Below are 21,753 nucleotides of genomic sequence, written 5' to 3' on the forward strand. Positions count from 1 at the left end.
GTCCTGTAATGAAGTAAATCGACGTTTGCGCTAGTGTGCCTGGCTCAACAGGTGACTTCCTCATCCTGCCAGGGATTAGCCGGGGAGGAGTAGCGGGGATGAGCGAAAAGTGTGATCGCCGCCACCTAAAGGTAGCGTCTTTTTTGAACATTATTCAATCAAAAAAGCAGCAACAGATGTGTAGAAATTCAGCGTGCGCGCAGGAAAAATGAAATGATGTTTCGGAGAGAATAAATATCGCTGACCGGTGAGAATTTGGCGAAATAATATTTCGCTGAGCGGAATTGTTCGTTTTTTGCTATTTGTGCGTTTATGTCAGCCAATGTCTTAATATTTCTTATAAAGACCTTATAGTTGCCGATTGTATTACAAATCCCGGCCTGCATCGCCCGCCAGCCCTGACTCCCCCTATTTTGCCATTATTGTGCTTTCTTTATTCACGACATAAATAGAAATGTGACATGGTGCAAATTCACAATCGCCAGATTCGGACATAACTTGCAATATTTCTTCATCTGGCCGACCTTATTACTATTAATTACGAAGCGCAAAAAAAATCGTCCCCTCCGTTTTTCGCACAGTGAAGTGATAACTATGTTGATTCCGTCTAAATTAAGTCGCCCGGTTCGTCTCGACCACACGGTGGTGCGGGAACGGCTGCTGGCTAAACTTTCCGGCGCCAACAATTATCGGCTTGCGCTGGTAACCAGCCCTGCGGGTTACGGCAAAACTACGCTCATTTCACAGTGGGCGGCAGGTAAGAACGACGTTGGCTGGTACTCGCTGGATGAAGGCGACAACCAGCAGGAACGCTTCGCCAGCTATTTTATTGCCGCCATTCAGCAGGCGACGGGCGGGCACTGTGTTAGCAGTGAAGTGATGGCGCAAAAGCGCCAGTACGCCAGCCTGCCGTCACTCTTTTCACAGTTATTTATTGAGCTGACCGAATGGCAGCGCCCGTTGTATCTGGTGATTGATGATTACCATCTCGTCACCAACCCGGTGATCCACGATGCGATGCGCTTTTTCTTGCGCCATCAGCCAGAAAACCTGACGCTGATTGTGCTGTCGCGCAACTTGCCGCAGTTAGGCATCGCGAATCTTCGTGTGCGCGAGCAGTTGCTGGAAATTGGCAGCCACCAACTTGCCTTTACCCACCAGGAAGCCAAACAGTTCTTTGACTGTCGCCTGACCTCCCCTATTGAAGCGGCAGAAAGTAGCCGTCTGTGCGACGACGTGGCCGGTTGGGCAACGGCGCTCCAGCTTATCGCGCTTTCTGCCCGGCAAAACCACAGCGCGCCGCACCAGTCTGCGCGCCGCCTGGCGGGCATTAACGCCAGCCATCTTTCGGATTATCTGGTTGATGAAGTGCTGGATAATGTCGATGTCGATACCCGTCATTTCCTGCTGAAAAGCGCGCTGCTGCGTTCAATGAACGATGCGCTGATTGTGCGCGTGACCGGCGAAGAGAACGGGCAGATGCGGCTGGAAGAGATTGAGCGCCAGGGCCTGTTTCTGCAACGGATGGACGATTCCGGCGAATGGTTTAGCTACCACCCGCTGTTTGGCAGCTTCCTGCGCCAGCGTTGTCAGTGGGAACTGGCGACAGAATTACCGGATATTCACCGCGCGGCAGCGGAAAGCTGGATGGCGCAAGGTTTCCCGAGCGAAGCCATTCACCATGCGCTGGCGGCGGGCGATGGCATTATGCTGCGCGATATTCTGCTGCATCATGCCTGGGGGCTGTTTAACCACAGCGAGCTGAGCGTGCTGGAAGAGTCGCTAAAAGCGCTACCGTGGGAAAGCCTGCTGGAAAACCCACGGCTGGTGCTGTTACAAGCCTGGTTGATGCAAAGCCAGCACCGCTACAGCGAAGTGAACACGCTTCTGGCGCGCGCCGAACAGGAGATGACCACGCAAATGGACGCCTCGCTGCACGGCGATTTCAATGCCCTGCGCGCGCAAGTCGCCATCAACGATGGTGACCCGGTGGAAGCCGAACGGCTGGCGATGGTGGCGCTCGAAGAGTTGCCGCTGGCAAATTATTACAGCCGCATTGTGGCCACCTCGGTCCACGGCGAAGTGCTGCACTGTAAAGGCGAGCTGACCAATTCGCTGTCGGTCATGCAGCAAACCGAACAGATGGCGCGTCGCCACGATGTCTGGCACTACGCCTTGTGGAGCCTTATTCAGCAAAGCGAAATTCTGTTCGCCCAGGGCTTCCTGCAAGCGGCCTGGGAGATGCAAGAGAAAGCCTTCGCGCTTATCCGTGAGCAGCATCTTGAGCAGTTGCCGATGCATGAATTTTTACTGCGCATCCGCGCGCAGCTGCTGTGGGCGTGGGCGCGACTGGACGAGTCCGAAGCGGCGGCACGCCAGGGTATGGAGGTGCTTTCCGCCCTGCAACCGCAGCAACAATTGCAGTGTCTGGCGTTGCTGGTGCAAAACTCGCTGGCACGCGGCGATCTGGATAATGCCCGTAGCCACCTGCACCGGCTGGAGAATTTGCTCGGCAATGGTCAATACCATAGCGACTGGGTATCGAACGCCGACAAAGTACGGGTGATCTACTGGCAAATGACCGGCGATAAAAAAGCGGCAGCCCAGTGGCTGCGCCAGACGCCTAAACCTGAATTTGCCAATAACCATTTTCTGCAAAGCCAGTGGCGCAATATTGCCCGCGCGCAGATCCTGCTCGGCGATTACGACCCGGCAGAAATGGTGCTTGAGGAATTAAATGAAAACGCGCGCAGCCTGCGCCTGATGAGCGATATCAACCGCAACCTGTTGCTGTTGAACCAGCTTTACTGGCAGGCGGGACGTAAAAATGACGCGCAGCGGGTGTTGCTGGAAGCCTTACAACTGGCTAACCGCACCGGGTTTATCAGCCACTTCGTGATTGAAGGGGAAGCGATGGCGCAGCAGTTGCGTCAGTTAATTCAGCTTAATACGCTGCCAGAGCTGGATCAGCACCGCGCCCAGCGCATTTTGCGCGATATCAATCAGCACCACCGTCACAAGTTCGCGCATTTTGACGAGAACTTTGTCGAACGGCTGCTCACTCACCCGGAAGTACCGGAACTGATCCGCACCAGCCCGCTGACACAGCGCGAGTGGCAGGTGCTGGGGCTGATTTATTCTGGCTACAGTAATGAACAAATTGCGGGCGAGTTGGCTGTCGCGGCGACGACCATTAAAACCCATATCCGCAACCTCTATCAGAAACTCGGCGTCGCCCATCGCCAGGACGCGGTTCAGCATGCGCAGCAGTTGCTGAAGATTATGGGCTACGGGGTGTAAAAACCGCCGCAAGGCGGTTTAGCACAGCTCCAGTTGGACATTATTACTGGTAATCACCTGCACCACGCTGGCGGGCGGCATCGTATCGGTGTAAACCGCGTCCACCATGCTAATGCTGCCCATATTGACCATCGCGTTACGTCCAAACTTCGAGTGATCCACCACCAGCATCACATGGCGCGAGTTTTCAATGATCGCCCGTTTGGTACGCACTTCATGGTAATCAAACTCCAGCAATGAACCATCGGCATCGATGCCGCTGATGCCGAGGATGCCGAAATCGAGGCGGAATTGAGAGATAAAATCGAGCGTCGCCTCGCCCACAATTCCGCCATCGCGACTGCGTAGCTCTCCGCCCGCCAGAATCACCCGAAAGTCGTCTTTCTTCATTAATGTATTGGCGACGTTCAGGTTGTTGGTGACGATGCGTAAATCGCTGTGGTTGAGCAGCGCATGGGCGACCGCTTCCGGCGTGGTGCCGATATCAATAAACAGCGTGGCGCCGTTGGGAATCTGTTCCGCCACTTTGCGGGCGATACGCTCTTTTTCCGCCGTTTGCGTCGCTTTGCGATCGTGCCAGGAGGTGTTTTCCGAGCTCGATGGCAGCGCCGCGCCACCGTGATGACGCAAAATTTTATTCTGATCCGCCAGATCGTTCAGATCGCGGCGAATCGTTTGTGGACTAACGGAAAATTGCTCGACTAACTCTTCGGTACTGACGTATCCCTGCTGTTTAACCAGTTCAATAATTGCGTCATGACGCTGTGTTTGTTTCATGAATTGTCCCTGGATAATTATGTTCGTTTTCGCACATTTCTTGTGTCGACCAGCGCCATCGCCAGCCCAATCACCATCCCCGCCGTGTGCGCGCCGTTAGCAATCGCGAAGCCGGTCAAACCGAACCACTCCGCCACCATCAGCACAACGGTGAAGATAAACAATCCGTTAGGTAACGCAATCTGCGATTCCGGGTCACGTATACCGCGCAGCCAGACATAACCAATCAGCGCGTAAACCACGCCGGATAAGCCGCCAAACCACGGGCCGGTAAGCTGGTGCTGCACAAAACCGCTCAATAAAGCGCTAATGAGGGTAATGACCACCAGTTTTCCGGTGCCCAGACGTTTTTCAACCACGCCGCCAAGATACCACCACCAGAAAAGGTTGAAGATGATATGCACCAGCGAAAAGTGCATTACCGCATGGGTGAAGTAGCGCCAGATTTCAAACCGCACGCTTGCGTCCCACGGCCAGGCAAGCCACATCATCACCGTTTGATCACCGATGACGCTCATCATCACAAACACCACGATGCACAGCGCCGACATCAACAGCGTTAAAGGCCCGCCACGCTCACGCAGCGCCGCCCGCAACGGAAAGCGGCGATAGTGCAAGCCGCTATCGATTTGCCCGGATTGCCAGCTCGCCGCCAGATAACGCGGGTCGCCGGGGTTTTCCATAAAACGCGCCAGTTCGCTGCGCACGCGCTCCGCCTGGCTTTCATCTGCCAGCCAGACATCGCTTTGCTGATGGTGTTGAAGGGTGAGGATCACACCCTGGGTCTGCATATAATCAACAAACGCCTGGGCGACGCGAGGGTTGGAAAAAGAGGTAATCATCAACATGGCAGGCGTCGTTTAGTCCCTACAAAAAAAGACAGTATACCGAAGACGAGCGCAATGCCTACAGCGCGCCGTGCATCACTTCTGATGGAAAGTGGCGATGCCAGGCGTCGAAACCGCCGTCCACGCTGTAGACCTGATCGTAGCCCTGCTGCAATAAATATTGCGCAGCGCCTTTGCTGCTGTTGCCGTGATAGCACATCACCATCACTGGCGTTTCGAAGTCGTTATCACGCATAAACGCGCCCAGCGTGTCGTTGGTGAGATGAAACGCGCCTGGTGTATGCCCCATCGCAAAGCTCTGCGGATCGCGAATATCCACCAGTACAGCCTGCTGCTGGTGCAATTTTTGGTGGGCTTCTTCTACGTTAATACACTCAAAGTGATCCATGACGTTCTCTTAATTGACACAGTAAATGGCTATCCTGCCGTCAAGTGTACGTCGTGACAGCGGGTTAGCGCCATTATGTTATGCATATCACTCTAAATTGTTTTTTTGATGTTACCAAAAGCGCGTTCCTTTGCTATTATGAGCGATATCGAACATTTTTGAGCTATAACGAAAGTGCATGAGGACAGCATGGAAACCAAAGATCTGATTGTGATAGGCGGGGGCATTAACGGTGCCGGTATCGCGGTTGACGCCGCAGGGCGTGGTTTATCCGTGCTGATGCTGGAAGCACAGGATCTCGCCTGCGCGACATCCAGCAACAGCTCCAAATTGATTCACGGCGGCCTGCGCTACCTTGAACACTACGAATTCCGCCTGGTGAGCGAAGCGCTGGCCGAGCGCGAAGTGCTGCTGAAAATGGCACCGCACATCGCTTTCCCGATGCGTTTTCGTCTTCCGCACCGCCCGCACCTGCGCCCGGCATGGATGATCCGCATTGGTCTGTTTATGTACGATCACCTCGGTAAACGCACCAGTTTGCCTGCATCCCGCGGTTTGCGTTTTGGCGCAGAATCGGTGCTGAAACCGGAAATCGTGCGCGGTTTCGAATATTCTGACTGCTGGGTGGACGATGCGCGTCTGGTACTGGCCAATGCGCAGATGGTGGAACAAAAAGGCGGTAAAGTGATGACCCGCACCCGCGCCACCAGCGCACGCCGCGAAAACGGCATGTGGATTGTTGAAGCGGAAGATATCGACACCGGAGAAAAATTCAGCTGGCAGGCGCGCGGTCTGGTTAACGCCACCGGCCCATGGGTGAAAGAATTCTTCGATGACGGCATGCATCTGCCATCCCCGTACGGCATTCGCCTGATCAAAGGCAGCCATATTGTGGTGCCGCGCGCACACGCGCAAAAACAGGCGTATATCCTGCAAAACGAAGATAAGCGTATTGTCTTTGTAATTCCGTGGATGGATGAGTTTTCGATTATCGGCACCACGGATGTGGAATATAAAGGCGATCCGAAGCACGTGGAGATCGACGAAAACGAGATCAACTACTTGCTGAAAGTCTATAACGGTCACTTCAAGAAACAGCTGAGTCGTGAAGATATTGTCTGGACTTACTCCGGCGTACGTCCGCTGTGCGATGACGAATCCGATTCACCGCAGGCCATCACCCGTGACTATACGCTGGATATTCACGACGAAAACGGCAAAGCGCCGCTGTTGTCAGTGTTTGGCGGCAAATTGACCACTTACCGCAAGCTGGCCGAACACGCGCTGGAAAAACTGACGCCGTACTACAAAGGCATTGGCCCGGCATGGACGAAAAGCTGCGTATTACCAGGCGGGGATATTGCCGGCGATCGCGATGATTACGCCGCCAAATTGCGCCGCCGTTATCCGTTTATCAGCGAATCACTGGCGCGCCATTACGCCCGCACTTACGGCAGCAACAGCGAGTTGATACTGGCGAATGCCACCAGCCTTGAAGAGTTAGGCGAGAATTTCGGTCACGAGTTGTATGAAGCCGAACTGCGTTACCTGGTCGAACACGAATGGGTAAGACGCCTGGACGACGCTATCTGGCGTCGCACCAAACTCGGCATGTGGCTGAATGCGGAAGAGCAGTCGCGCGTAGCGCAATGGTTAACGCGTCATCATAAAGCGGAACTGTCGCTGGCGTCGTAACAGAATCAATCTCTTCCCTATGGGAGAGTGGCATTGCAAGAGAAGGAACCTCTCCCAACCGGGAGAGGTTTTTTTATTACAGCCGAACCGGTTTGATATTCCAGATATTCTCGGCATATTCCTGAATAGTGCGATCCGATGAGAAGTACCCCATATTGGCGATGTTGCGCATCGCTTTATTGGTCCACTCTTCCGGGTGGCGATAGAGCTCATCCACTTTTTCCTGGCAGTCGATATAGCTCCGGAAATCCGCCAGTACCTGATAATGGTCGCCAAAGTTGATCAATGAATCGACGAGATCGCGGTAGCGCCCGGGTTCCTGCGGGCTAAACACGCCAGTGGCGATTTGCGTCAGCACCTGATGCAACTCTTCATCTTTCTCGTAGTATTCACGTGGCTTATAGCCTTTACGCCGCAGCGCTTCCACTTCATCCGCCGTGTTACCGAAGATAAAGATATTCTCTTCGCCAACGTGTTCCTGCATCTCAACATTCGCGCCATCCAGCGTGCCAATCGTCAGCGCGCCGTTGAGGGCAAACTTCATATTACTGGTGCCGGACGCTTCCGTGCCCGCCAGTGAAATCTGCTCGGAAAGATCCGCCGCCGGAATAATGACCTGCGCGAGACTGACGCTGTAATTGGGGATAAAGACCACTTTCAGTTTGTCGCCAATCTGCGGATCGTTGTTGATCACCTGCGCGACATCATTGATCAAGTGAATGATGTGTTTTGCCATGTAGTAAGCAGACGCGGCCTTACCGGCGAAGATATTGACGCGCGGCACCCATTGCGCCGTGGGATCGGCCTTGATGCGGTTATAACGCACGATAACGTGCAACACATTCATCAACTGGCGCTTATATTCATGAATGCGTTTGATCTGCACATCGAAGAGCGCTTTTGGGTTCACCACCACGTTCAGTTGCTGGGCGATAACGATCGCCAGCCGCTTTTTATTCTCCAGCTTCGCCTGGCGCACCGCCTGGTTCACCGTCGGGTAATCAATATGCTGCTCCAGTTCGCTCAACTGGCTGAGATCGGTACGCCATGTGCGACCAATATTTTCATCCAGCACATGCGAAAGCGACGGGTTCGCCAGCGCCAGCCAGCGCCGTGGCGTCACGCCGTTAGTGACGTTGAGAAAACGCATCGGGAAGATTTCTGCGAAATCGGCAAACAGCGACTGGACCATTAAATTGGAGTGCAGCTCGGAAACGCCATTCACTTTATGGCTCACCACCACCGCCAGCCAGGCCATACGTACGCGGCGTCCGCTGGCTTCGTCAATAATCGACGTGCGGCTCAACAAATCGGTGTTATTCGGGTGTTGCTCCTGCAAAGTCTTGAGGAAATAATCATTAATCTCAAAGATGATTTGCAGATGGCGCGGCAAAATTTTACCCAGCATATCTACCGGCCAGGTCTCCAGTGCCTCACTCATCAACGTGTGGTTGGTGTAAGAGAAGACCTGACAAGTCACCTCAAACGCGTCATCCCAGTCGAATTTATGCTCGTCTATAAGCAGACGCATCAGTTCGGGAATCGACAGCACCGGGTGAGTGTCATTGAGGTGAATGGCAATTTTGTCTGCCAGATTGCTAAAAGTCTGGTGCAGCTGATAGTGGCGGCTGAGGATATCCTGCACCGTCGCGGAGACCAGGAAGTACTCCTGACGCAGACGCAACTCACGACCGGAGTAGGTTGAATCATCCGGGTAGAGGACACGGGAGACGTTTTCCGAGTGGTTTTTATCTTCCACGGCGGCAAAGTAGTCACCCTGGTTGAATTTGCCGAGGTTGATTTCACTACTCGCCTGCGCGTTCCACAAACGCAGCGTGTTAGTCGCATCGGTATCGTAGCCGGGGATAATCTGATCGTAGGCAACCGCCAGGATCTCTTCGGTTTCAACCCAGCGGCTCTTTCTGCCTTCCTGCTGAATGCGCCCGCCAAACCGCACTTTGTAGCGCGTGTTGTGGCGTTTAAACTCCCACGGGTTGCCGTACTCCAGCCAGTAATCCGGCGACTCTTTCTGCCGCCCGTCAACGATGTTCTGCTTGAACATCCCGTAGTCGTAACGAATGCCATAACCGCGACCGGGCAATCCCAGCGTCGCCAGCGAATCCAGGAAGCAGGCCGCAAGGCGACCCAGCCCGCCGTTGCCAAGACCGGGGTCGTTCTCTTCATCAATCAGCTCTTCAAGGTCGAACCCCATTTCATCCAGCGCGTTTTTCACATCGTCATAGATACCAAGTGAGAGCAAGGCGTTAGAAAGGGTGCGGCCAATCAGAAACTCCATCGACAAGTAGTAAACCTGACGCACTTCCTGAGAGAGCTGTGCACGGGTAGAACGCAGCCAGCGCTCCACCAGCCGATCGCGCACGGCAAACAGCGTGGCGTTCAGCCATTCGTGGCGATTGGCGACAGCCGGATCTTTACCGATGGTGAACATCAGTTTGTAGGCAATCGAATGTTTTAACGCCTCAATACTTAACGTAGGTGAAGCATAAGTAAAAGGTGCATTCATATAATGATTCCTGGAAAACTATTTCAACCGAAGGTAAAGATCGCGGTATGACTGCGCAGCGACCTGCCAGCTAAAATCCATCGCCATCGCCTGACGTTGCACAAAACGCCAAAGCGATGGACGGGACCACAACACGAAAGCACGCCTGATGGCCCTAAGCAGCGACCAGGCATTACTATCTTCAAAGACAAAACCGCTGGCGACGCCATCCGCCAGGTTTTCCAGCGAACTGTCGGAAACCGTATCCGCCAGCCCGCCCGTGCGGCGCACTAATGGCAGCGTGCCGTACTTGAGGCCATACAATTGCGTCAGGCCGCAGGGTTCAAAGCGGCTCGGCACCAGAATCACATCCGCCCCGCCCATAATGCGGTGCGAGAACGCTTCGTGGTAACCAATCTGCACCCCCACCTGCCCGGAGTGTTCCGCGGCGGCGGCGAGGAACCCTTCCTGCAACACCGGATCGCCCGCGCCGAGCAGCGCCAGTTGCCCACCCTGTTCCAGAAGCCCAGGCAAGGCTTCGAGCACCAGATCCAGCCCTTTCTGGCTGGTCAGGCGGCTCACCACCGCAAACAACGGAACTTTGTCGTTCACTTTCAGCCCCATCGCTACCTGCAACTGGCGTTTGTTTTCCGCTTTTTCTTCCAGCGTATCGCGCGTGTAGCGCGCACCGAGCAACAAATCGGTGGCCGGATCCCAAATTTTTTCATCCACGCCGTTCAGGATGCCGCTCAAACGCCCTTCTTGCTGGCGCTGGCGCAACAGCCCTTCCATACCATAGGCGAACTGCGGTTCGGTGATCTCGCGCGCGTACGTCGGGCTGACGGCGGTAATATGATCCGCGTAATACAACCCCGCCTTGAGAAACGAAATCTGTCCGTTGAACTCCAGCCCATGCATATTAAAGAACGACAATGGCAGTTCGATGTCATTCATATGCTGTGCATAAAACATGCCCTGATAGGCAAGGTTATGCACCGTAAACACCGACTTGGCCGGATGCCCCTTCGCCGCGAGGTAAGCCGGTGCCAACCCTGCATGCCAGTCGTGCGCGTGCACCACATCCGGGCGCCAGAATGGATCAAGTCCGCTGGCCATTTCGCTGCCGACCCAACCGAGTAACGCAAAACGCAGCACGTTGTCGGTATAGGCGAACAAATTCGTGTCGTGATAGGGACTTCCGGGCCGATCATACAGATGCGGCGCATCGATCATGTAAATCCCCACCCCGTTGAAGTGACCGAATAACAGCGAAATATGGCCAGCAAATGTCTCACGCCGGGACACCACTTTCGCATCGCTCACACCGCGACGAATATCAGGGAACGCAGGCAACAGAACGCGAGTATCAACACCACCGGCAATTTGTGCCGCAGGCAACGCGCCAATCACGTCTGCCAGACCCCCGGTCTTCAGCAACGGAAACATCTCAGAACATACATGTAAAACCTGCATTATCGCTCCTGTTCAAAACCCGTTGGCCTTGATGCCAGAAATGGGGAAACAGCGCGCGGACCCCTTCCGCGCAAGGTTATAATCAGATGCTTTCAGCTTTTAATTTGCGCAGCATTTCACGTGTGACCAACACAATGCCTTCTTCGGAACGGTAAAAGCGACGCGCATCTTCTTCCGCATTTTCACCAATCACCGTTCCTTCCGGTATCACGCAGCCTCTGTCGATAATGCAGCGATGGAGGCGACAGGAGCGCCCCACCCACACTTCCGGCAGCAAGACCGAAGAGTCGATATTGCAGAATGAGTTGACGCGCACGCGGTAGAACAACACCGACTGCACAACAACCGATCCTGAAATAACGCAACCGCCGGATACCAGCGAGTTCAACGTCATGCCGTGGCTGCCCGACCTGTCCTGGACGAATTTCGCCGGGGGTAAAGATTGATTATAGGTACGGATAGGCCAATTTTGATCGTACATGTCCAGTTCCGGCATCACCGAGGCTAAATCAAGGTTCGTTTTCCAGTAGGCTTCGAGCGTACCGACATCCCGCCAGTATGGGCTGGCATCAGGATCAGACTGCACGCAGGACAACGGGAACGGATGTGCATACGCCATGCCTGACTTCACTATCTGCGGAATGATGTCCTTGCCAAAATCATGGCTGGAATTTTCATTCTCATCGTCCTGCTCAAGCAGGTCGTACAGATACTCCGCATCAAAAATATAGATCCCCATGCTGGCCAGCGCCTTGCTGTCGTCCCCTGGCATGCTGGGCGGCGACGCGGGTTTCTCCACGAAGTCGATTATTTTGTCGTTCTCATCCACGGCTATTACGCCAAAAGCGGTGGCCTCATGTACGGGCACCGGCAGGCAGGCAACGGTACAGCGCGCCTCTTTTTCGACATGATCAATCAGCATGCGCGAGTAGTCCTGCTTGTAGATGTGATCGCCCGCCAGAATGACGATGTACTCCGCGCGATAACGACGAATGATGTCGAGATTCTGCGTGACAGCATCCGCCGTGCCGCGATACCAGTTTTCCCCGTGTACGCGCTGCTGAGCGGGCAACAGATCGACAAACTCATTCATTTCGTTATTAAAAAAAGACCAGCCGCGCTGAATATGTTGAATCAGCGTATGCGACTGGTATTGCGTAATGACACCAATTCGCCTAATGCCGGAGTTGATGCAGTTGGAAAGCGCAAAGTCGATGATGCGGAACTTGCCACCGAAGTGCACCGCGGGTTTGGCGCGTTTTTTGGTTAAATCTTTCAGACGCGTTCCCCGGCCGCCCGCCAGGATCAGGGCAACAGATTTTAGTGGCAACTGGCGCGCCAGCATTGTTGGGTCGTTCTTATCTAATCTCACCATGACTGACTCCTTTTTTATGACCGCTGAAATACGCACACTCCATGCGCGGGCCCGTGCCAGACAGAGACGATGACCGGATTGTCCTCTCCGGCAAAAGGCGGAATGGCGCACCATTCACCTGCGGGTAAAGCCATTTCTGCAACTTCTGCGGTGGCATTGAGGGTGATTAACACGCTGTCTGATAACAGGATCTGTAAGCGGTGCACCCCGTTTTGCCACGCCTGCGGCGTGAGCTGTTGCCCTTCGTCATTTAACCAGGCGACGTTGCCGTCACCCACTTCCCACCACGCGTCACGCGTGAGCGCAGGAATACGCTGGCGCAAATGGATAAGCGCGGCGGTAAAAGTCACCAGCCCGCTATCCACCTGGCTCCAGTCAAGCCAGGTTAATGCGTTATCCTGGCAATAAGCATTGTTATTGCCGTGCTGGCTATGCCCCATTTCGTCGCCAGCCAGCAGCATTGGCGTGCCTTGCGAAAGCAGTAACGTGGTTAAGAGCGCGTGCATGCTCGCACGCCGTCTTTCAACCACATCAAGGCTGCCGCCTAATCCTTCTGTTCCGTGATTGAAACTGTGATTACTGTTGGTACCGTCGCGGTTGTCTTCGCCATTGGCTTCGTTATGTTTATGGTCAAAAGAGACACAATCCCGCAGCGTAAAACCGTCATGCGCGGTGATCAGATTGACAGAGGCCGATGGCAGGCGGCCATCACGTTTGAACACATCGCTGGACGCGGCAAAGCGCCCGGCGAACTCTCCTAATGAGAGGGATTGTTCGAGCCAGAAACGGCGCGTCGCATCGCGGAAATGGTCGTTCCACTCAGCAAAAGGTGGCGGGTAGTTCCCCACCTGATAACTACCGGGGCCGATATCCCACGGCTCGGCAATCAGCTTCAAAGAGCGCAGGAGCGGATCGTTTTTAATGGCGTTAAACAGCGGTGCCTGCTGGCTGAATTCCGGCGTGCGCCCCATCACCGAGGCCAGGTCAAAGCGAAAACCATCCACATGAAAGGTCTCCACCCAGTAACGCAGGCAGGCGTGCGCGTAATCCACCACATCGGCGTTATTCAAATTGAGCGTGTTACCGCAGCCGGTCCAGTTGTGGTAGTCGCCATCTTCGCGAATCCAGTAATAACTTCGGTTGTCGATGCCGCGCAGGGAGAAGGTCGGCCCGTCGAGGTCGCTTTCAGCGCTATGGTTGAGGACGATATCGAGGATCACTTCGATCCCTGCCCGATGCAGCGATTTTACCGCATCGCGAAACTCAGTCATCGCCTGCGCCGGATTACTGGCGTAGCGGGGTTCCAGCGCAAACAGCGCCAGCGGGTTGTAGCCCCAGTAATTAGACAGCCCCAGCCGCTGCAGGCGCGGCTCGCTGGCGAAATGCGCCACCGGCAATAATTCCAGCGCGGTGATCCCCAGTTGTTTAAACCAGTTGATCATCACCGGGTGGCCCAGCGCCTTGTAGGTGCCGCGTATTTCCTGCGGGATCTCCGGGTGCAGCCACGTCAGCCCTTTGACATGCGCTTCGTAAATGACCGTGTTACCCCAGGGGATGCGCGGCGGCGCGTCATCTTCCCAGTCGTAGTTTTCATGCACCACCACGCTGCGTAAGCCAAGCGCGGCGTTATCGTGGGGATCCGGCGCGTCATAACCGCCGTGAAACAGCGGGTTGTCGAGCGTTTCGCCTTCAACACGCCGCGCACACGGATCGAGCAGTAATTTGGCCGGGTTAAAACGGTGCCCACGAGCGGGTTCCCACGGGCCATGAACACGGTAGCCGTAATGCAAGCCCGGCTTCGCGCCCGGCAGAAAACCGTGCCAGATATCGCCGGTGCGACCGGGTAAGTCGACGCGCTGTTCATTGCCTTCGTCATCGAACAGGCACAGCTCCACGCGCTCAGCATGGGCGGAAAACAGCGTAAAGTTCACACCGTCTCTCTGCACATGTGCGCCGTGAGGCGTCGCTTTTCCGGTCGTCAGCTTGCTCATTCGCCCTCCCGCACCAGCCAGATAGTCGCCAGCGGCGGTATGGTCAGCAGCAGGGAGTGCTCACGCCCGCGATTGGCGATCGCGTCGCTGTGCACCACGCCGCCATTGCCGGTATTGCTGCCGTGGTAATGCATTGAGTCGCTGTTTAACTCTTCGCGCCAGCGCCCCGGTTGGTTAATGCCGATGCGGTAATCCGGGCGCGGCACGGGGGTAAAGTTACTGACAACGAGGATTTCATTGCCCTGTTTATCACGGCGGACAAAGGCAAATACCGAAGCTTCATGATCATCCACCACCAGCCATTCAAAACCGTACGGGTCGAAGTCCAGCTCGTGCAGCGCTTTATGATGGCGGTAAACCTGGTTCAAATCGCGCACCAGCCGCTGCACGCCGTGATGCCAGTTATCACCGCCCTCCAGCAAGTGCCAGTCGAGGCTGCCGTCGTGGTTCCATTCGCGGCCCTGTGCGAATTCGTTGCCCATAAACAGCAGTTTTTTACCGGGGAACGCCCACATCCAGGCGTAATAGGCGCGCAGGTTGGCGAATTTTTGCCAGGCATCGCCGGGCATACGGTCAAGAATCGATTTCTTACCATGCACCACTTCGTCATGGGAAAGCGGCAGAATAAAGTTTTCGGTGTAGTTATAGAGAATACCGAAGGTCATCTTGTCGTGATGGTATTTGCGGAACACCGGATCAAGCTTCATGTAATCCAGCGTGTCGTGCATCCAGCCGAGGTTCCATTTGTACCAGAAGCCCAACCCGCCTTGCGATGGCGGGCGCGACACGCCAGCGAAATCGGTAGACTCTTCCGCCATGCTCACGGCACCGGGCGCTTGCTCACCGAGGATGCGGTTGGTATTGCGCAAAAACTCGATGGCTTCGAGGTTCTCGCGCCCCCCGTATTCATTGGGGATCCATTCCCCCTCTTTACGGCTGTAGTCGCGATAGATCATCGACGCCACCGCATCCACGCGCAGAGCGTCAATGCCGAAGCGCTCAATCCAGTACAGCGCGTTACCGACCAGATAGTTGCTCACTTCCCGGCGGCCATAGTTATAAATCAGCGTGTTCCAGTCCTGGTGATAGCCTTCACGCGGATCGCTGTGCTCGTAGAGTTTGGTACCGTCGAAGTCCGCCAGACCAAAGTCATCCGACGGGAAATGGCCCGGCACCCAATCGAGGATCACCCCTAAACCGGCAGCATGCGCGGTATGAATAAAGTGCAGGAAATCATCGCGCGTACCAAAACGGCGGGTTGGCGCGTACAGGCCGGTAGGCTGATAACCCCAGCTGCCATCGAACGGGTGTTCATTCACAGGCATCAACTCTAGATGGGTGAACCCCATCCATTTCGCGTAAGGCACGAGCTGATCCGCCAGCTCGCGATAGCTGAGCCAAAAATTGTTGTCGGTATGGCGACGCCAGGAGCCCAGATGAACTTCATAGATACTGATTGGCGCATCGAATTCATTGGCGCGTTTGCGCTCTTCGCTCTGCGTTTTCTTGCCCGGCAAGCCGCAAATCAGCGACGCGCTGTCGGGCCGCATTTGCGCCTCAAACGCGTAAGGATCAGCTTTGATACGCAGCTTACCGTGCGCATCAATCATCTCGAATTTATAGAGCTGCCCATTGAGCGCACCGGGAATGAAAAGCTCCCAGATACCGCTTTCCCGACGCAGGCGCATCGGGTGGCGGCGGCCATCCCAGTAGTTAAATTGCCCCACTACCGAGACGCGCTGCGCATTCGGCGCCCAGACGGAGAAACGCGTTCCAACCACGCCATCGACCGTATCAGCGTGCGCACCCAGCGTTTCGTAAGGCCGCATATGCGTGCCTTCGCTCAGCAGCCAGGCATCCATATCCTGGATTAACGGGCCAAAACGGTAGGGATCGTCAATCAGGTTTTGTTGGCCGTGCCAGATAACGGCGAACTGATAATAGAAAGGGTTTTTACGGCGTTGCATCACGCCGCTGAAGAAGCCCCTGGAATCCAGGCACTCCAGTTTTCCCACTTTGCGCCCGGTTTTCGGCTCGATAACCCACACTTCGGTGGCATCAGGCAGCAGCGCACGTACTTCCAGACCCGCTTCGGTCTGGTGCATCCCCAGCACCGAAAAAGGATCAGCAAAATGACCCGCAATAAGCGCGTTAATGACGTCTTTATCAACACGAACGGACATGGTTCTCATCCTGTTGTTGTGGCATCGCACCTTCCACCGTAGTAAGTCCGGTTGCGACACTTTTTTGACCTGAACGGCGCAGCACCAAATGTGCATCCTCTCTGCTCCGTCCCATCTTCAGGCAAGATGTTCCGACACCTTGTCTAAAGCATAGCCAACACTTTTCAACACTTGAGAAAATAAACACATCTGTGCTTCTTTCTGGCAAAAAAGCACAAAAAAAGGGCGCCGTAGCGCCCCTTGTGGTGGTGAACTCTGTTACGCCAGTTGGCGCAACATGCGACGCAGCGGTTCGGCCGCACCCCATAACAACTGGTCACCTACGGTGAAGGCCGAGAGGAACTCCGGTCCCATGTTCAATTTACGTAGACGACCAACCGGCGTGGTCAGCGTGCCGGTGACGGCGGCTGGCGTCAGTTCGCGCATACTGATCTCTCGATCGTTTGGCACCACTTTCGCCCACGGGTTATGCGCCGCCAGCAGCTCTTCGACGGTCGGAATCGACACGTCTTTTTTCAGCTTGATGGTGAACGCCTGGCTGTGGCAGCGCAGCGCGCCGATACGCACGCAGAGGCCATCAACCGGAATGACATTGCCAGTGTTAAGAATTTTGTTGGTTTCAGCCTGACCTTTCCACTCTTCGCGGCTCTGGCCGTTATCAAGCTGTTTGTCGATCCACGGGATCAGGCTGCCCGCCAGCGGTACGCCAAAGTTATCGACCGACAATTCGCCGCTGCGGGTCAGCGCGGTCACTTTACGTTCGATATCCAGAATCGCTGACGCCGGATCGGCAAGCTCGGCGGCAACATGGCTGTGCAACTGGCCCATTTGCGTCAGCAGTTCACGCATATGGCGCGCGCCGCCGCCGGATGCGGCCTGGTAAGTGGCAACGGAAACCCACTCCACCAGATCGTTGGCAAACAGCCCGCCGAGCGACATCAGCATCAGGCTGACGGTGCAGTTACCGCCGACGAAGGTTTTCACGCCCTTGTTCAGACCGTCGTTGATCACCGCCTGGTTAACCGGGTCGAGGATAATGATGGCGTCATCTTTCATGCGTAAAGAGGAAGCCGCGTCGATCCAGTAACCCTGCCAGCCGCTTTCACGAAGCTTTGGATAGATTTCGTTGGTATAATCGCCGCCCTGGCAGGTGACAATGATGTCGAGTGCCTTCAGCGCTTCCAGATTGAATGCGTCCTGAAGCGTGCCTGCTGTACTTCCGCCAAACGCGGGTGCAGCCTGCCCAAACTGGGAAGTGGAAAAGAAGACAGGGCGAATGGCGTCGAAATCGAGCTCTTCAATCATGCGCTGCATGAGAACGGAGCCGACCATTCCGCGCCAACCGATAAAACCAACATTTTTCATAGCGAAGTTCCTGCGAAGGTGTGTGCTGTGTATACGAACCAGTATCCCACTGGGAATAGCCACATTACAAAATGCAGCCAAAGTCGCAAGTGAAATTAATCAATGATCGCGAACGTATCAGAAATGCAGCTAATTACTGTAATTTTGCTGCCTGCGTCAGGGATAAGAGTGAATGACTGATATCATCTCCGCCACCGTGTTGTTGATCCTGATTATGGATCCCCTGGGCAATCTGCCCATCTTTATGTCGGTACTGAAACACACCGAGCCAAAGCGCCGACGGGCGATCATGATCCGCGAGCTGCTGATTGCGCTGCTGGTGATGTTTATCTTCCTCTTCGCCGGGGAGAAAATCCTCGCGCTGCTCAATTTACGCGCGGAGACGGTTTCTATCTCCGGCGGCATCATTCTGTTCCTGATTGCCATTAAGATGATTTTTCCCAGCGAATCCGGTAGCAGCTCTGGGCTGCCCGCTGGCGAAGAGCCGTTTATTGTTCCTCTGGCTATTCCGCTGGTGGCAGGCCCAACACTGCTGGCAACGTTAATGCTGCTTTCCCATCAATATCCGAATCAAATGAGTCACCTGGTGATTGCGCTGCTGATTGCCTGGGGCGGCACCGTGGCTATCTTGTTGCAATCGTCGCTGTTTTTGCGCCTGCTCGGCGAGAAAGGGGTTAACGCGCTGGAAAGGCTGATGGGGCTGATTCTGGTGATGCTCGCCACCCAGATGTTCCTGGATGGGATTCGGGTGTGGATGAAGGGGTAAAACCAACCCTCTCCCGCCGGGAGAGGGTGTGCAAACTTAGCTCAACAGTGAAAAGGCGATCATCCCGATAATCGCACCGGTGGTGCCAAGGATGGTTTCCATCATGGTCCAGGTTTTCAGCGTTTGCGCTTCGGTTGCGCCGGTGAAGCGGCCATACAGCCAGAAACCGGCGTCGTTGACATGACTTACCACAATCGAACCGCCCGCGATGCAGATAGAGAGTGCCGCCATCTGCGCGCCGTTGAAATGCAGCTGTTCAATAACTGGCATTACCAGGCCAACAGCCGTCAGGCAGGCAACCGTGGCGGAACCCTGAATAATGCGCACCGCAGCGGCCAGCACAAAACAGGTAATCGCAATTGGCAAGCCCATGCCGGTCAGCGCTTCGCCCAGCGCCGGGCCAACGCCGGAATCCACCAGCACTTGCTTGAACACACCGCCTGCACCAATCACCAGCAGGATAATGCCCGCCGGTTGCAGCGCGTGACCGCAGATTTCCATAACGCGGTCTTTCGGCATCCCCTGACGCATCGCCAGGCCATAAATCGCCACCAGGCACGCAACAAGGATCGCGGTGAACGGATGACCGATAAACTCCAGCCAGTCGTACAAATTGCTGCCTTCGGTGACGAAACGCGCGGCGATGGTTTTCATCCCCACCAGCACCAGCGGGAGCAAAATCAGCGACAGGCTGAAACCGAACGAGGGCATTTTGCCTTCGCCCAGGTGCGGCTCGCTAACATCATCAGGAATGTGCAGCTCCACATGGCGGCTGATAAAGTTGCCCCACAGCGGACCGGCAATCAACATGCCCGGAATCGCCGCGCACAGGCCAATCAGGATCATCCAGCCGAAATCAGCGTGCATCTGCGATGCCAGCAGCATTGGCGCAGGCCCTGGCAGCAGAAACGCCGCGGCTGCCGCAACGCCGGCGAACAGCGGAATCACCAGTTTCACCAGGTTGGTGCCGGTATGACGCGCCATGGAAAACGCCACGCTAATCAGCAGAACAATCGCTACTTCAAAGAACAGCGGCAGCGCACAAATCAACCCCGCCAGACCAATCGCGTAATGGGCGCGGTTGTGGCCGAAAGAGTGGAGCATTTTGACGGCGATTTGGTCCACCGCGCCGGTCTCGTGAAGGATTTTGCCGAACATCGCGCCGAGCGCGACCACAATCGCCAGAAAGCCGAGCGTGCCGCCCATCCCTTTTTCCATGGTCTGCGCGATTTTAATCAGCGGCATCCCGGAAAAAAGCCCTGCACCAATGGAAACCACCATCAAAGCAACGAAAGCGTGCATACGCGCTTTCATCACTAAAAACAGCAGCAGCAAAACCGAGCCTACTGCTGTTAAAACAAGCGTTAATGTACTCACTTAGCACTGCCTTTATTAATGACTTCAATGGTGCTGGCAACAACACCATCCAGCGGCTGGTCAATATCCACAACCTGAACATCCGGCTCATCCGCACCCGGTTCTTGCAGCGCTTCAAACTGCGTTACCAACATTTGCGTTTTGAAGAAGTGCCCTTTACGCGCTTTCAGACGGCCTTCAATCACCTCGAAATCGCCTTTCAGGTAGATGAAAGAGAGGTTTGGGTTACCGTCGCGCAGCTGGTCGCGATAGTGTTTTTTCAGCGCCGAGCAAACAATCAGCGACACTTTGTTGGTGCGCTGCATGGCGAAAGCGGCGTCGTTCAGCGCCTGCAGCCATGGTTTGCGGTCATCGTCGTTCAGCGGTTCACCGGACGCCATTTTGGTGATGTTGCTGCGCGGATGGAGGAAATCGCCGTCGAGAAACGCGGCATGTAACTGATGCGCCACTTCGCTGGCGACAGCGGATTTGCCGCTGCCTGAAACGCCCATCAGAACATAAACGTGGTGATCAAGGTTAGTCGTGCTCAAGGGTAGCCCCCACAGGTGCAAGAGTGAATTGTTACGGGTAACTGTTATCGGTAACATTGTCCTGCCGGGGTAATGGAGAAGCAATATCCATTCGTGCCAGAGATAAATAAGTGTGAGCTAGTTCAAATTTGTCAGACTAAATAGATCCGCCCGGTGACAAAGTGAAACCTAAATCTAACATTTTCGGCGTAACTGACTCACCACGAATGCGCGCCAGTAAGCGTTCAGCGCCAATACGCCCCATGCGTTCACGCGGCGTGAGCACGCTTGCCAGACGCGGCTCCATTACCTGGCCAATGTCGTGACCGTGGAACCCGGCGATTGCCATATCCTGCGGAATTTTCAGCCCCAGACGCTGGCACTCAAACGCCGCGCCAACGGCAAGGTCATCGTTAGTACAAAAAATTCCGTCAAGCTGAGGGTACTCGCGGCGCGCCTGGCGCATCAACTCAATGCCAGCGGTGTAAGAGGATGATTGCTCCACCATCACGCTGTATGGCGTTAAACCCGCATCCAGCATCGCCTGCTCGTAACCCTTCTGTTTGATGATAGTACGTTCGTCCAGGCGCGCGCCGAGATAAGCGACCCGACGGTGGCCGCGCTCAATGATGGCTGACGTTATCTGCCGTGCCGCTTCGAAGTTATCAAAGCCAACGGCGATATCGAGGCACGGCGAGCGGCTGTCCATTAGCTCCACCACCGGAATACCAGCAACTTCAATCATTTTCAGCGTGCGCGGGGTATGGGTACGTTCGGTAAGGACCAGGCCATCAATGTTCCACGAAAGCATCGATTCCAGGCGCTCTTCTTCCATCTCAGCTTTGTAGCCATAGTGCGCCAGCATGGTTTGATACCCGTGCGCGTCGGTAACGCTTTCAATGCCGCGTAAAACTTCAGCAAAAACCTGGTTGGTCAAAGAGGGAAGTAACACGCCAATTGCCCGGCTGGTGGCGTTGGAGAGAATATCGGGAGCCCGATTCGGAATATAACCCAGTTCATCAAGTGCAGCCGCGATTTTGCCACGTAACGCGACGGAAACTTGTTCCGGGTTACGTAAAAATCGGCTAACGGTCATTTTGGTCACGCCAACGCGATCGGCCACATCCTGAAGTACGGGTCTTTTCTTTTTCATCGTCCTGACATTTTATTCTGAGTGAGAGATTTTCTCAGTTTATCACGGAC

The 21,753-nt window shown here is 55.0% G+C and carries 15 protein-coding genes; 3 read left to right on the forward strand and 12 right to left on the reverse strand.

What is annotated here, in order from left to right:
- Positions 1-594 precede the first annotated feature (594 nt).
- Positions 595-3,300, forward strand: a complete 2,706-nt coding sequence (gene malT / locus ACFX4U_RS19540; RefSeq protein ID WP_313510212.1) for an HTH-type transcriptional regulator MalT — start codon at positions 595-597, stop codon at positions 3,298-3,300.
- Between the two features lie 18 nt (positions 3,301-3,318).
- On the opposite strand, the gene ACFX4U_RS19545 is transcribed toward malT, so the two are convergent.
- The 3 genes from ACFX4U_RS19545 to glpE are packed head-to-tail and all read right to left on the reverse strand — an operon-like array spanning position 3,319 to position 5,313.
- Entirely contained in the window at positions 3,319-4,077 is a 759-nt protein-coding gene (locus tag ACFX4U_RS19545) for a DeoR/GlpR family transcriptional regulator (protein WP_017459542.1), read from the reverse strand.
- A 17-nt stretch (positions 4,078-4,094) separates the two neighbouring features.
- Positions 4,095-4,925 (reverse strand): rhomboid family intramembrane serine protease GlpG, encoded by an 831-nt coding sequence (gene glpG / locus ACFX4U_RS19550; RefSeq protein ID WP_313510213.1) that lies wholly within the window; start codon positions 4,923-4,925, stop codon positions 4,095-4,097.
- A 58-nt stretch (positions 4,926-4,983) separates the two neighbouring features.
- Positions 4,984-5,313, reverse strand: a complete 330-nt coding sequence (glpE, locus tag ACFX4U_RS19555; RefSeq protein ID WP_017459544.1) for a thiosulfate sulfurtransferase GlpE — start codon at positions 5,311-5,313, stop codon at positions 4,984-4,986.
- A gap of 189 nt (positions 5,314-5,502) precedes the next feature.
- Here glpE and glpD point away from each other — a divergent pair, with 189 nt between their 5' ends.
- A complete protein-coding gene (glpD, locus tag ACFX4U_RS19560; protein WP_349350391.1) occupies positions 5,503-7,008 on the forward strand; it encodes a glycerol-3-phosphate dehydrogenase in 1,506 nt (501 codons plus the stop codon).
- A gap of 76 nt (positions 7,009-7,084) precedes the next feature.
- On the opposite strand, the gene glgP is transcribed toward glpD, so the two are convergent.
- From glgP to asd, 6 genes are all read right to left on the reverse strand, one after another.
- A complete protein-coding gene (gene glgP / locus ACFX4U_RS19565; protein ID WP_305734795.1) occupies positions 7,085-9,532 on the reverse strand; it encodes a glycogen phosphorylase in 2,448 nt (815 codons plus the stop codon).
- Positions 9,533-9,550: 18 nt separating this feature from the next.
- Positions 9,551-10,984: a glycogen synthase GlgA gene (glgA, locus tag ACFX4U_RS19570; protein WP_200551362.1), complete on the reverse strand. Its 1,434-nt coding sequence runs from the start codon at positions 10,982-10,984 to the stop codon at positions 9,551-9,553.
- An 82-nt stretch (positions 10,985-11,066) separates the two neighbouring features.
- The gene (gene glgC, locus ACFX4U_RS19575; RefSeq protein ID WP_200551361.1) at positions 11,067-12,359 is read right to left on the reverse strand and encodes a glucose-1-phosphate adenylyltransferase; all 1,293 of its coding nucleotides are present in this window, start codon (positions 12,357-12,359) and stop codon (positions 11,067-11,069) included.
- Positions 12,360-12,373: 14 nt separating this feature from the next.
- The gene (gene glgX, locus ACFX4U_RS19580) at positions 12,374-14,350 is read right to left on the reverse strand and encodes a glycogen debranching protein GlgX (protein ID WP_313509901.1); all 1,977 of its coding nucleotides are present in this window, start codon (positions 14,348-14,350) and stop codon (positions 12,374-12,376) included.
- Positions 14,347-16,533: a 1,4-alpha-glucan branching enzyme gene (gene glgB, locus ACFX4U_RS19585; RefSeq protein WP_305734793.1), complete on the reverse strand. Its 2,187-nt coding sequence runs from the start codon at positions 16,531-16,533 to the stop codon at positions 14,347-14,349. Before glgB ends, glgX begins: the two co-directional genes overlap by 4 nt.
- A 258-nt stretch (positions 16,534-16,791) precedes the next feature.
- Entirely contained in the window at positions 16,792-17,898 is a 1,107-nt protein-coding gene (gene asd, locus ACFX4U_RS19590; RefSeq protein ID WP_313509904.1) for an aspartate-semialdehyde dehydrogenase, read from the reverse strand.
- Between the two features lie 172 nt (positions 17,899-18,070).
- Here asd and ACFX4U_RS19595 point away from each other — a divergent pair, with 172 nt between their 5' ends.
- A complete protein-coding gene (locus ACFX4U_RS19595) occupies positions 18,071-18,664 on the forward strand; it encodes a YhgN family NAAT transporter (protein ID WP_017459552.1) in 594 nt (197 codons plus the stop codon).
- Between the two features lie 36 nt (positions 18,665-18,700).
- Here ACFX4U_RS19595 and gntU read toward each other — a convergent pair whose 3' ends face one another.
- The 3 genes from gntU to gntR all read right to left on the reverse strand — a co-directional run bounded on the left by gntU (position 18,701) and on the right by gntR (position 21,703).
- Complete coding sequence (gntU, locus tag ACFX4U_RS19600; protein WP_289892067.1) at positions 18,701-20,041, reverse strand: gluconate transporter; 1,341 nt, start codon at positions 20,039-20,041, stop codon at positions 18,701-18,703.
- Positions 20,038-20,571, reverse strand: coding sequence for a gluconokinase (gene gntK / locus ACFX4U_RS19605; RefSeq protein ID WP_313509912.1), 534 nt, complete (start codon positions 20,569-20,571; stop codon positions 20,038-20,040). Before gntK ends, gntU begins: the two co-directional genes overlap by 4 nt.
- 136 nt (positions 20,572-20,707) lie before the next feature.
- On the reverse strand, positions 20,708-21,703 hold the full coding sequence (gene gntR, locus ACFX4U_RS19610; RefSeq protein ID WP_200551356.1) for a gluconate operon transcriptional repressor GntR: 996 nt from the start codon (positions 21,701-21,703) through the stop codon (positions 20,708-20,710).
- Positions 21,704-21,753: the final 50 nt, after the last annotated feature.

It is taken from the genome of Kosakonia sp. YIM B13588 (assembly GCF_042788165.1).
Classification (GTDB): Bacteria; Pseudomonadota; Gammaproteobacteria; order Enterobacterales; family Enterobacteriaceae; genus Kosakonia; species Kosakonia sacchari.